This is a genomic window from uncultured Brachyspira sp., from assembly GCF_944393015.1.
Lineage (GTDB): Bacteria > Spirochaetota > Brachyspiria > Brachyspirales > Brachyspiraceae > Brachyspira.
Genome location: NZ_CALXYQ010000001.1, coordinates 74,687 through 87,009, shown reverse-complemented (window position 1 = coordinate 87,009; position 12,323 = coordinate 74,687). Strand labels below are relative to the sequence as shown.

The 12,323-nt window shown below is 28.1% G+C and carries 10 protein-coding genes; 5 read left to right on the top strand and 5 right to left on the bottom strand.

Going from position 1 to position 12,323, the window contains the following annotated elements; genetic code table 11:
* The first annotated feature begins 5 nt into the window (after positions 1–5).
* Complete coding sequence (locus Q0K19_RS00360; RefSeq protein ID WP_297244549.1) at positions 6–926, top strand: hypothetical protein; 921 nt, start codon at positions 6–8, stop codon at positions 924–926.
* A gap of 1,097 nt (positions 927–2,023) precedes the next feature.
* Positions 2,024–4,021 carry an ATP-dependent helicase gene (locus Q0K19_RS00355; protein WP_297244548.1) on the top strand — a complete coding sequence of 666 codons (1,998 nt, stop codon included), beginning with the start codon at positions 2,024–2,026 and terminating at the stop codon, positions 4,019–4,021.
* A gap of 434 nt (positions 4,022–4,455) precedes the next feature.
* On the opposite strand, the gene Q0K19_RS00350 is transcribed toward Q0K19_RS00355, so the two are convergent.
* Positions 4,456–4,887 (bottom strand): PepSY-like domain-containing protein, encoded by a 432-nt coding sequence (locus tag Q0K19_RS00350; protein ID WP_297244546.1) that lies wholly within the window; start codon positions 4,885–4,887, stop codon positions 4,456–4,458.
* Positions 4,888–5,180: 293 nt separating this feature from the next.
* On the opposite strand from Q0K19_RS00350, the gene Q0K19_RS00345 reads away from it, so the two are divergent.
* On the top strand, positions 5,181–5,501 hold the full coding sequence (locus Q0K19_RS00345; protein WP_297244544.1) for a hypothetical protein: 321 nt from the start codon (positions 5,181–5,183) through the stop codon (positions 5,499–5,501).
* A gap of 5 nt (positions 5,502–5,506) precedes the next feature.
* On the top strand, positions 5,507–6,490 hold the full coding sequence (locus tag Q0K19_RS00340) for a DUF2157 domain-containing protein (protein ID WP_297244542.1): 984 nt from the start codon (positions 5,507–5,509) through the stop codon (positions 6,488–6,490).
* Positions 6,491–6,555: 65 nt separating this feature from the next.
* Here the strand turns inward: Q0K19_RS00340 and Q0K19_RS00335 are convergent, their stop codons facing one another.
* The 4 genes from Q0K19_RS00335 to Q0K19_RS00320 all read right to left on the bottom strand — a co-directional run bounded on the left by Q0K19_RS00335 (position 6,556) and on the right by Q0K19_RS00320 (position 10,934).
* Entirely contained in the window at positions 6,556–7,365 is an 810-nt protein-coding gene (locus Q0K19_RS00335) for a family 1 encapsulin nanocompartment shell protein (protein ID WP_014488612.1), read from the bottom strand.
* A gap of 33 nt (positions 7,366–7,398) precedes the next feature.
* Complete coding sequence (locus tag Q0K19_RS00330; protein WP_297244538.1) at positions 7,399–7,749, bottom strand: demethoxyubiquinone hydroxylase family protein; 351 nt, start codon at positions 7,747–7,749, stop codon at positions 7,399–7,401.
* Positions 7,750–8,228: 479 nt separating this feature from the next.
* A complete protein-coding gene (locus Q0K19_RS00325; protein ID WP_297244535.1) occupies positions 8,229–9,101 on the bottom strand; it encodes a glycine--tRNA ligase subunit alpha in 873 nt (290 codons plus the stop codon).
* 171 nt (positions 9,102–9,272) lie between these two features.
* The gene (locus Q0K19_RS00320; protein WP_297244532.1) at positions 9,273–10,934 is read right to left on the bottom strand and encodes a methyl-accepting chemotaxis protein; all 1,662 of its coding nucleotides are present in this window, start codon (positions 10,932–10,934) and stop codon (positions 9,273–9,275) included.
* A 165-nt stretch (positions 10,935–11,099) separates the two neighbouring features.
* Here Q0K19_RS00320 and Q0K19_RS00315 point away from each other — a divergent pair, with 165 nt between their 5' ends.
* A complete protein-coding gene (locus Q0K19_RS00315) occupies positions 11,100–12,305 on the top strand; it encodes a DUF815 domain-containing protein (protein WP_297244530.1) in 1,206 nt (401 codons plus the stop codon).
* Positions 12,306–12,323 lie beyond the last annotated feature (18 nt).

The following is a 12,323-nucleotide window of genomic DNA, read 5'->3' as shown; positions in this document are numbered from 1 at the left end:
GAAAAATGCAATTTATGAAAATTGCTGTATGTTTAGCAGTAATAATTTTTGCTGTAAGCTGTAATGAAAAGCCTACAGACTCTACTAATTCTGGCGTATCAGATATGTCAAGCGGGGATGATTTTACTGTTATAAAATTAGATAAAACTACATCTTCCATAAAGAAAGAGGCTATATATACATTTTATGTTAGCCCACCAGATACTAGTACTACAGTAACAATGTCAAAAGTAGATGTAGATCAAGGAAGTCCAATACAAGGTATAACATTAAATCCTGAAGATTTTATATTGACTCCAGATTTAAAAGACGGTATGATTTTAACATTGAAATTATCATTATCAGATACCGGAATTCAGAAATTTAAAGATGCTAAAGAAGCAACAGAAATAAGATATAGAGCAGAGCTTGATTTTAAAACTAGCGGACAAACTAAAAAGATGACTATAAGTATTTCAGTTATACCTGTACATATAACAACTAAACAAGAAGTAGAAAATATGATTAAAGCACTTGGAACAATAGAGGTATCTCCTGATGGAGCACCTGGAATTAAATCTTCTTTCGATTTTTCAGGATTTCAATTATCAGAAACAGAATTTGAGATTGAAGAGTCTGGTTCTGGTTCTGGTGGAAGTTATAATTATAGTGTAGGAACTGCCGATGATGCTATAGGAAAACAATTAACATATTTATTGAGTCAGCAGCCACATAACGGTTTAGGTTTAATTTATAAAAACGAGAAGTATTATAAGTCTGGAGGTAATGATAAAAGTGTTATTTTTATTTATATTTTAGATATAGATTCAAAATATGCTTTAGAAGATTCAGCTGCATTTATAACTGGTTATGATCCTCAAACTGGAAAAGGTGGGATTAGAGTAAAATTAACATTAAAAGGCAGTAATAAATGGCTAAATTATTAATATTGTAATAAAAAACTTGTAATTAAAACCTGTCTTAATATATTTTAAGGCAGGTTTTTTATTTGCAGTTAATTATGTATTTTAATATTAAAAAATATTTTATTTTGTGAAATAGTTGAAAAGTGTAATGAGATGTACTATAATATATGCATCGGTTCTTTGACATATCAATTTCGCACGAGAGAGCGATTTTTTGTAAATTACATAGAAAATGGCTTGATAATTACATACCCGGGCGAAAGTAAAGCGAATTTACAAACAAAATTGATAATTACATAATGAGTTTAAAAACATATAAATGAAGAAACTAGTTTAAAAAACCTGTATTGTAAAGAAAAATTACTAATTTTTTACAAAAAATTTAAGAAAAAATTACAGGTTTTTAAACTCATTCCCCGAAAGGGGACGAAAACTAGCTAATGAAAATTCCAACGAATCTGCTTATAATAATAGTTTTTAAACTCATTCCCCGAAAGGGGACGAAAACACTGGCCTTAATCCTGGATTTTAATCCATCTCTAACTTTGCGTTTTTAAACTCATTCCCCGAAGGGGGACGAAAACTTAATAAAATTTTCAGGACTTATTTTATAAATTAAAATATGTTTTTAAACTCATTCCCCGAAGGGTGACGAAAACTAGAAAGTTACTTCGTCTGGTTCAAACACATTCACCATTGTTTTTAAACTCATTCCCCGAAACCAAGTAGGCTCCTTTCAGTCGGGGGACGAAAACAATCAACATAATTTTCTCCTTTTTATTTTTATTTATTCACGTTTTTAAACTCATTCATTATGTAATGTTTGTAATGAAGAAGTTAAATGTAATACCTATTGATGTAATGAAAGGTAATCAGCCGCACCTATAGTTGACTGTCTTGAATGTTTAGTAATGCGGTGCGGGAAGCCACGCGGGCGAGCGTTTTTAAACTCATTCCCTATATAACGGAAGCCTTTGCGGTTTCCGTCTAAACAATGGTAATATTAATGTACGAAATTGATAGTATCTTATAAATAATATTCAAAATAAAAATTCTGAATTTTACATTATTTAAATATAATATATAATAGCTTCTCAAAATGAGAGGTATTTTTAATTATGGCATTGATGTTAAATGAAGAACAAAGACAAGCAGTAGAACATATTGACGGTCCATTACTTGCCTTGGCTGGTGCAGGTTCTGGTAAGACTAGGGTTATTACAGAGAGAATTGCATATTTAATAAAGCATGGTGTACTTCCTAGTCAAATATTAGCTGTTACTTTTACGAATAAAGCAGCAGCCGAAATGCGTGAGCGTATAACAAAACTTTTAAAAGAAAAACCAAAACAATTAGTAGTAAGCACTTTCCATTCTTTTTGTGTGAGAGTGTTGAAAGGCGATATTGAAAAGCTAGGTTATAAAAATAATTTCAGTATTTATTCTTCTTCTGACAGCCGTACTTTGATAAGAAATATTTTAAGAGAAATAAAAATTAATACTCTCAATTATGATGAAAATTTATTCGCTTGGTATATAGACAGATTTAAAAATAATTTGATGAAGCCTTATGAAGTAGAGCCTCATGATGATTTAGAAAAGATAGCAAAGAGAGTTTATGAAGTTTATCAAAGCTATTTAAAAGGATATAATGCCGTTGATTTTAATGATCTTATTAATCTTACAATAGATTTGTATGTAGAGTTTCCTGAAGTTCTTGATAAATATCAGGAGAGATTCAGATATATAATGGTAGATGAATATCAGGACACTAATTTTGCACAGTATAAACTTACCACTTTATTAGCATCAAAATATAGAAATATTGCCGTTGTAGGCGATGATGATCAAAGTATATATGCATTCAGAGGTGCTGATGTATCTAATATATTGTCGTTTGAAAATGAATATCCTGATGCAAAAATAGTAACTCTTACAAGAAATTACAGAAGTACAAAAGCAATACTTGAAGCGGCACATTCTGTAATAAGCAATAATACTCAAAGAAAAGATAAAAAGGTAGTGGCAGAAGGCGAGGAAGGAATACCTCCTACTATAATGCCATGCGAAGATGAGAGGGAAGAAGCTCAATTTGTAGCAGATTCTATAATAAATTATTCTATAAGTAAAAGATTAAATTATGAAGATTTTGCAGTGCTTTTTAGAATGAATGCACAGTCAAGACTTTTTGAAGAGGCTTTCAGACTTAGAGGTTTGCCTTATACTGTAGTAGGAGCTTTTCAGTTTTATGAAAGAAAAGAGATTAAAGATATACTTGCCTATCTTAATTTATTTGTTAATCCTGAAGATGAGGTGTCTTTGCTTAGAGTTATAAATATACCTAAAAGAGGAATAGGGGCAGTTGCTATAAATAATCTCAATGAAGCTAGTATAAAAAATGGCGTGTCATTGTATGAGACATTGCTTAATTATGAGAGTATGGACGAGATTTCCCCTAAAGCTAAAGCAGGTATAAAAGATTTTCTTGAAGTGATAGAACATTATCATAATTTATTTACAGTTGACAAAAATGATTTAGAGCGTCCTAAACTATATGAGAACATTAATAAATTTTTAGATGTTATTGCTTATCATAATGAGATTTTAAACTCAAGCGATACAAAAGAGCAGGGTGCTAAAAAAATGGAGAACGTAGAATCTCTTATGAACGGCATACTTGAATATGAGAAATCAAATAAAAATGCTACTTTAAAAAATTATTTAGATAGAATTTTATTAATGAGTATAGAAGAACAAAATGATGATGAGGATAAAAAGAAAGGTATAATGCTTATGAGTATACATGCTGCTAAGGGATTAGAGTTTCCTTATGTTTATATATGCGGTATGGAAGATGGTATAATGCCTCATCAAAAAAGTTTGGACGAAAATGGATTAGAAGAAGAGAGAAGACTTTGCTATGTTGCTATGACTAGAGCTAAAAAACATTTAACTCTTACATACTGCAGAAGCAGAACTAAAATGGGAAGAAAGGTTGAGTGTACGCCTTCTATATTTTTGGAGGAGATGAGCGAGAATTTACCTGAAGAAATGGCTATGAATGAAGAGGAGTTTTTCTCAAATTTAAAAGCTTCTTTAAGACCTGATAATAAATAGAGTTTGTATTTTTTTAGTAAAATATTTAATTTAAAATATACTAAAAAATTTTTAACTTTGTAAATTTTTTATTCAACTTTTTCCCGCCGCAAAAAGTTGCAAAAAGTGCAATTGCTATAACTTTATATTAAAAACATGCCTATTAAATTAGGATATAACCTAAAAATACAGTTTTTTTGGTTCTCGCCTCAGGCGGGCTTCGCCTTATACCAATACCGAAAGGTACCTTGCCTACGGCACGCAGAGCGTCGGTAAAAGAACTGGGGTGCTGCGTAAGCACGCAGAGCGGTTGGCAAAGTCCTGCGGATATTTAAAATTTAAAAAAATTATTTTTGACAAAGTATAGTTGTTTAGGTATAATAAAGAGAGAGTTTTTATAACTCCCTCTTTTTATTTAGTATTTTTCATGAAATAATCTAATAATATATTTCTAATTAATCGTCGAATTTCTGTCCCATTAACTGTCCGTCAGATGTTATAAATAATTCCATAAAGTTATTTAATTTAACTTTGTAATTACCCCATTTTTTTTCTACATCTATTACAGCAGCCTGAGGATAAGTATTTCTTATAGTGTTTACTATATTAGCAGGTAAAGCATTGAAAGGTACTGCATTATATTCACCTTCTATGCTGTTCCAATCGCCATTGTATAAAAAGTCTATTTTAGCACCATTTGATAATTTTACTTCAAATTTTCCGTCATCTCTTTCTACTTTCCATATTTGTGTATTAGGATAAATTTGCTGTATGAAGCTTCTAGCATTTTGAGGAAGTGAAGAAGCTGGAACTACCCAATCAGCAAAAGCGTTTGAAGTAGAAATTATAGTCAAAGTTATTAATAAAGCGAATAATTTTTTAGTCATAGTAAATCTCCTTTATATTGTTTTTATTTATTGTCATTAATACTGTAAATTATCTTTACAATTATAAGTATAGCCTAAAACCAATATTTGTCAATATATTTTACATTAATTTTACTTAAAATTTACCTAAAATATAGATTTTAATATATATTAGAATACATATTGTACATATTGATTTTTTTTTATATAAAATAAAGCTATAAATGTAAATATTACTTACATTTATAGTATTGTTTTATAAATATTCATCTTTAGCTATTGCAATTATTTTATTATAATATTTAATTGTATATATGAGTAACAAAGATTTACAATTAATAGCTAATAAATTAAATGAACTTATTTCATATTTAGAGAATAATGATTTGGATAATTTTTTCAAACATAAAGATGAATTCTGTGATTTAATAATATTAGAAAATAGTGACAGTTTTAATGATAATATAAAATCTGACATAGAAAATATTGTTCCTGCAAATTTGATGAATACTTTTATGAATTTTATTAAGTATATAAGAGCTTTAAGAACTATGAAGCATAATGATAATGATTATACAAGATATACATTGGATAATATAAAATTTATAAAAACACAAATCTTTAAAGACTATTAAACATTATGGGAAGCAAAAACAGATTTTTACTCAGAGAATTAAAAAAATGGAATAAAGATAATATCATAACTGATGAGCAGTTTGAAACATTATCCAAAAGATACAGAAATGATTATATAGATTGGCAGCCTATTATAAAAGCTATAATGATAACAGGTATTGTAATGGTGGCTATTGGATTTATTGCTTTTATAAGTTTCTATATTTTTTCTCTTTATTTTATAGCATTCTTATTTGCTTTGCTTTTCTTAGCAGGATTTATAATTGATGAAGTACTTAAAAGAAAAGATATTTATTTGCCAAAAACATCTTCTGCAATAATAGCCATTTCTTCTATATTTTTATCAGCATTTATTTTTACTTTATCATACATTATAACTCATAACAAAGATAATTTTATTTTATTATCTCTTATAAGTATAATATTGTTTTTTATCATAGCATATATAAAAAGAAATTATGCTGTATTATCCATTGCAATAATAGGCTTAATAACTTGGTATGGTTTTGAAGGTTTCGATATATCCGGAATTGATTTGACACTTAATAATTATATAAGATTTATTATAACAAGCATATTAATGTTTTTAATAGGAATAACTAATATAAATAAAAAATTAGGAGAAAGATATTCTAATTTTACAATCATATATTATACAGTAGGAATATTATATTTAAACATAATACTAGCAATAATGTCGATATTTGGAAATAATCCAGATCCTATAATATTTGAGTATGGATCATCTGAATTATTAATATATAGCTTATTATTTTTATTTATAGATATAATTATTTTTGTAATAGGCTATAAATTAAAAATCTCTTCAATAGTAAGATATTCAATATTTTTTGTTATTCTAAATATGTATATAAGGTACTTTGAATATTTTTATCTTAGAATGAATACTTGGATGTTTTTTATTATTTTAGGTTTATCAACTATATTAATAGGTGTTATAATAGAGAGAGTAATAAAATATAAATAATAAAACCTGCAGATTTTATATAACCTGCAGGCTTATAATTTTTAAAGAGTTATTATGAAATTAAACTATTCTAAAACAACTATTGCATTAGAGTCTTTTATTCTAGGTATTATAGTTTCCATTATTCTAAAGCTGTGATTTAAATCTTTTTGTTCTAAATATGCAGTAGACATATCTATTCCAACAGCTAAATCCATATATTGAGGTTCAGCACAAATCAATGCTGCTTTCTTTCCTTTGATAACAGGTACATTATAAAGATTTCCAATCATACTAGATATTCTTTGAGCTTCTGTCATTCCAGTACCTTGCTGTATTCTCTGTAAGTCAAAATATAATGATTGGCTCAAACATAGTACGAATCTTCCTACAATGCCTTTTTCTCTAATCATATTTATAGCTTTTACTATATCAGTATAAGGGTTCTCGCCTTGTCCCCAATCAGAGATTTTTAATTTTTGTACTCCTTCAGCATTGAGTATTCCTTTTAATTCTAGGAAATCATTTCCATTGAATATTAAATTATCTTCTTTGTTAGCGAGTGTCTGAGCTGCCTGAGATACAATAGATAAATCTAAAGGTAATTTATTAGAAATATTATTCTCTAAATCTCTCCATAATAGAGTAAAATCCTGATAAATCTGAGGAAGCTCAACAGATTTTCTTCCTGAAGTTTTTACGAAGCCATCTTCAAAAACTTCTTCTCTGTCGCTTTTATCATATTGAACGCTTATAGCACCTGCACCAAGAGGTCCGTAAATAGATAAAAATCTTCTTCCTATAAGTGTTCTGCTCGCTGTTTCAACAACAACTTTATCTATATTCTGCCAAAAACTTTCTTCAAAAGGCGAACTTTCTCTAGCTAAATAATCCATATATTCCTCCTTTAATGTTTTATTATCGCTTTATCAGTCTTTTTTCAAACTTCCAACTGTAAGCCCTGATAGATTAGGTTCTTTTATTCCAAGCTCTTCCATCATCTCTTTAACCTCTAATTGTCCAGATTCAAAATGTTCTGCTTCTTTAGGGTCTAAATGTCTAAGTAAAGCCATAAGCTCTCCGACATGTGCTTTTTCTTCATCTCTTATGTCAGCTAATACTGCCTTTGCAACAGGGTCATCTGTAGCCATAACATGGGCATCGTACAGATATATAGCCTCCAATTCTCCGGCAATATCAAGTCTTACAGCTTGTATTAATTCTTCTTTAGTAACTTTTCTGTTCACATTTGCATTAAATGGATTTGAAAAACTAGGCATAATATTAGTCTCCTTATTTAAAATAATTACTTAATAGTATTAATTACTAATAATATTATACAAGATAAAAAAATAATGTCAATATTATTATAATAAATAATAACATTTTTCATATTAAAAAGTAATAATTTATTTGTTATAATTTTATATTAATATGTATAATAAAAACTATATATAGAAGTAAACCGGTAACATATAATGTGTATTTTAATGAAATATATGATAACAAAAAAGATAATCTTATATAATTTAAAAGTAGTATAAAATAAAAATAAAAAAAGCTGCCATTATATAAATGACAGCTTAAAAATTTTTTATTATTGCTAGCGATAAACTCGCTCACAAATAGCTGACAACTAAAGTTATCAGCTGCTCGTTTATCGCTTTAAAAACTTAATAAAACAATTAATATATAGTCTTTAGTAATATATTATAATAATAAATAATAAATAATAAATAATAATTTTTAAATAAATAACTTACTTATTCTTTATCAATGGATAACCTAATTTTTCTCTTGATTCTATATAAGCAGCAGAAACTTTTTTCATTAGCTCTCTTACTCTTGCTATATATCCGGCTCTTTCTGTTACACTTATAGCATTTCTAGCATCAAGCATATTGAATACATGAGAACTTTTCATAACCATATCATAAGCAGGAAGTACGCAGCCATTAGCTAAACATCTACCGCATTCTTCTTCATATTCTTTGAAATGTCTGAAATACATATCTGTATCAGCAACTTCAAAATTATATTTAGAGAATTCTTTTTCACCTTGTAAATGTACATCTCCGTATTTTATACCATGTCCCCATTCCAAATCATAAACATTATCTATATTTTGTAAATACATACATATTCTTTCAAGTCCGTAAGTAATCTCACCTGTTATAGGTTTTAAATTTATTCCTCCTACAGCTTGGAAATATGTAAATTGAGTTATTTCCATACCGTCAAGCCAAACTTCCCAGCCTAAACCCCAAGCTCCAAGGGTAGGGGATTCCCAGTCATCATGAACGAATCTTATATCATGATCTTTAAAGCTTATTCCTAGTGCTTCCAAACTTTGTATATATAAATCCTGAATATTTTCTGGAGATGGTTTCATTATAACTTGGTATTGATAATAATGCTGCAGTCTATTAGGATTTTCTCCATATCTTCCGTCAGTTGGTCTTCTTGATGGTTCTACATAGGCTACGCTGAAAGGTTCAGGGCCTAATGCTCTTAATGCTGTTGCTGGGTTGAATGTTCCTGCTCCTACCTCTAAATCATAACCCTGCTGTATTATGCATCCATTCTCGCTCCAAAATTTATTTAAAGTCATAATTAAATCTGTAAATGTCATGATTGATATATCTCCATTCTTTTTTATTAATCAAATAACGCTATCAATTATATAATATGATTAATTAAAATGCTATAATTAATATTAAAATATTATGTTTTTAATATAAAAAAGACAATAACAGTATAATTTACCATTATTGTCTTAATATGAAAAATATTTTAATTAATATTAAACTTTAAAGAAATGCATTAAATCAACTAATTCTTTAGCCTGTCCCATTAATCCTTCTGAAGAAGCTGTTGCCTGTTCTACTAAAGCGGCATTTTGCTGAGTGGATTGATCCATTTGAGATACTGCTATATTAACTTGATCAACTCCAGCCTGCTGTTCTACCGCCATAGCACTGATATCCTGCATGATCCTAGAAGTATCTTCTATTTTTTGTTCTATGTCCATAAATATTTCTTTTGATTTTCTAGCTGTTTCTGTTGCAGTTTTTATTTTTTCATTAGCATCTGCTATAAGAGAAGTAATATCTTTAACAGAAGACTGACTAGTTTGAGCTAAGTTTCTAACTTCAGAAGCAACAACCGCGAAACCTTTTCCTTGTTCTCCTGCTCTTGCAGCTTCTACTGCAGCATTAAGTGCCAATATATTAGTTTGGAATGCAATATTTTCTATTATTTTAGTAATATCTGTAATTTTATTACTTGCTTCAAATACCAATTCTATATTATTTGTAGTAGCTTCAATTATTTCTCCAGCTTCCTGAACTGATTTTTCAGAATCCTGCATCATCTGATTTCCTCTTACAGAATTATCAGCAGAAGATTTTATAGTGGATGCAATTTGTTCCATAGAAGAAGCTGTTTCTTCCAAATGAGATGCCTGCATTTCTGTTCTTGTTGATAAGTCAGTATTTCCTTGTGCTATTTCTGTAGCAGCTTCAGATATTTCTTTAGAGCTTTGTAATACTCTTGAAATAATTTCTCTTAAATGTGATATCATATCTCTGAAACTTTTAAGTAATGAAGCAAATTCTCCATTACCTTTGCATAATCTTTCATCTATTTCTGCTGTCAAATTACCATTAGATATTTCAGAAGCTAATTCTACGCATAATCTTAAATTTTTTCCTATAGTTTTTCCTAAAGAAGCCAAGAACACTACAACAGATGAACCTACTAATAATAAACCTATAAAAAACAATATAGTATCATTTCTTACTTCATAAGCTGCCGCACGTAACTTTATAGCATTATCACTTTCTAATTTATCAAAAAACTGGCTTATAGGAGTCATTATCTCTGAAACTCTTCTTTCATATTCATCACCATTAACTAATTCTATGGCTTCTAATTGTCTTATCTTATATTCATCAGGTATAGTTCCGTCTGCATTTCTTGGTATTGATTTTATTATATCCATAGCCTGAACTTCTAATTTTACTAATTCTTCAGATCTGCTCTTTGATAAAGCAAGTAAATCAAACATATCCTGAGAGAAATTAAGTTCTTTCATCACATCAGCATAAGATTTTGTTTGTCCGTCTTGATATGGTTTAGTTCCGCTTCCTAAGTATAAAGACCAATATAAACCTCTATCATAATTCATTGGAGTAGGCTTTGTTCCGCCTGATATTGCTATACAGTCATTATATGCTTGTTCATATTTTTGATTAGCAGTTGCCACATAACTTCTAACGAACTGAGTTAAATATGCTGAATTTTGCTGGTACTGTCTTGCTATAGCTGATGATTTTATAGTATGCTGATATATCTTACTATATCCGGTAACACTTCTTACAATTCTAAATTGCAAATATATTAACAAAAGAGTAACTATAAAAGTGTAAATACCAAATATAATGAACCTTGTCTTTATTTTCATATGCACCTCATATCAATAATATAGTTTTTTAACAATTCTCGGAATAAATTAAACTGTAATGCAATAATTATAGCATATAAATGAATAAAATATTACATTAATATAAAAAAAATAAAAATACTTGAATATTTTTTTAATAAATTTACAATAATTGGAAATTAAAATATGGAAAATATTATGAATGATAAAATAGTAAAAATGAGAATAGGATTTTCTAGTATAGTAATATTTAGGGATATACTTAAAAATAAAGTGATAAAAAAGCTAATTAAATTTTTAGAAGCTTATGATGATGACAATAAAAACAATGAAATAAAATTGATAGATTATTATTCAGATTTTTTATATGAACTTTTTAAATATAATAATAATATAGCTGATTATTTATTATCTTATATATTTAAAGATGATAATATTTATATAAACAAGTACATAAAGAAAGATAATTTAGATTATAATTTAGAAGAGTCATTAAAAAATGAATTAAATTTTTTTGAATTTTTATCTTCATTCGATTTTAATACATTATTTTCAGAAGAATATTCAAGTCAAATATCAAAATTAGATTGTGATGAAATAAGCTTTTATGAATTATATAAAAAACATATAGAAGAAATGCCTAGAAAAGGTCATGGAATATTTTATGAAAATAATATGTTTACTCTAGATGATAAAAAGAATATTATACCGGCAAAACATCAGGATATGCAGGATATTAAACATTTATACGGTTATGAAAGAGAGAGAAGCAAGGTTATTGCCAATACTAAAAGTCTGCTTGAAGGAAAGAAAGCAAATAATATACTTCTTTACGGAGATGCCGGAACAGGAAAAAGCAGTACTATAAAAGCAATAGCTAATATGTTTAAAGATGATGGATTAAGACTTATAGAGGTTAAAAAAAGTCAATTATCATTTATAACTGATATAATAGAAGATTTAAGTTTTAGTCCTCTTAAATTTATAATATTTATAGATGATTTAACATTCTCTTCAAATGATGATACTTTCTCATATTTAAAAGCCATACTTGAAGGCGGAGTTAATTCTTTCCCTTCAAATGTTGTAGTTTATGTTACTTCAAATTACAGGCATTTAATAAAAGAAAATTTCCAAGACAGAACAGGAGATGATATTCATATAGAAGATACTATTCAGCAGATAATGAGCTTAACTAACAGATTCGGTATAATAATAACATTCCAAAGACCGGATAAAGATTTATTTATATATATTGTACATTCCTATGCTGAAATTAATAATATAGAAATGGATAAAGAAGAACTTATAAAGCAGGCTGAAAGTTATGCTATAAGAAGTGCCGGAAGAAGCCCTAGGGTAGCAAGACAATTTATAGAGTCTTTATTATAATTAATATTAAATATGGGT

Bases quoted from the DNA above. Each gene is read 5' to 3' on its own strand.
- Q0K19_RS00335 (WP_014488612.1), bottom strand. From the start codon at position 7,365: ATGGATTATTTAGCTAGAGAAAGTTCGCCTTTTGAAGAAAGTTTTTGG.
- Q0K19_RS00325 (WP_297244535.1), bottom strand. From the start codon at position 9,101: ATGACATTTACAGATTTAATTATGACTTTAAATAAATTTTGGAGCGAG.
- Q0K19_RS00355 (WP_297244548.1), top strand. From the start codon at position 2,024: ATGGCATTGATGTTAAATGAAGAACAAAGACAAGCAGTAGAACATATT.
- Q0K19_RS00350 (WP_297244546.1), bottom strand. From the start codon at position 4,887: ATGACTAAAAAATTATTCGCTTTATTAATAACTTTGACTATAATTTCT.
- Q0K19_RS00320 (WP_297244532.1), bottom strand. From the start codon at position 10,934: ATGAAAATAAAGACAAGGTTCATTATATTTGGTATTTACACTTTTATA.
- Q0K19_RS00360 (WP_297244549.1), top strand. From the start codon at position 6: ATGCAATTTATGAAAATTGCTGTATGTTTAGCAGTAATAATTTTTGCT.
- Q0K19_RS00345 (WP_297244544.1), top strand. From the start codon at position 5,181: ATGAGTAACAAAGATTTACAATTAATAGCTAATAAATTAAATGAACTT.
- Q0K19_RS00315 (WP_297244530.1), top strand. From the start codon at position 11,100: ATGGAAAATATTATGAATGATAAAATAGTAAAAATGAGAATAGGATTT.
- Q0K19_RS00340 (WP_297244542.1), top strand. From the start codon at position 5,507: ATGGGAAGCAAAAACAGATTTTTACTCAGAGAATTAAAAAAATGGAAT.
- Q0K19_RS00330 (WP_297244538.1), bottom strand. From the start codon at position 7,749: ATGCCTAGTTTTTCAAATCCATTTAATGCAAATGTGAACAGAAAAGTT.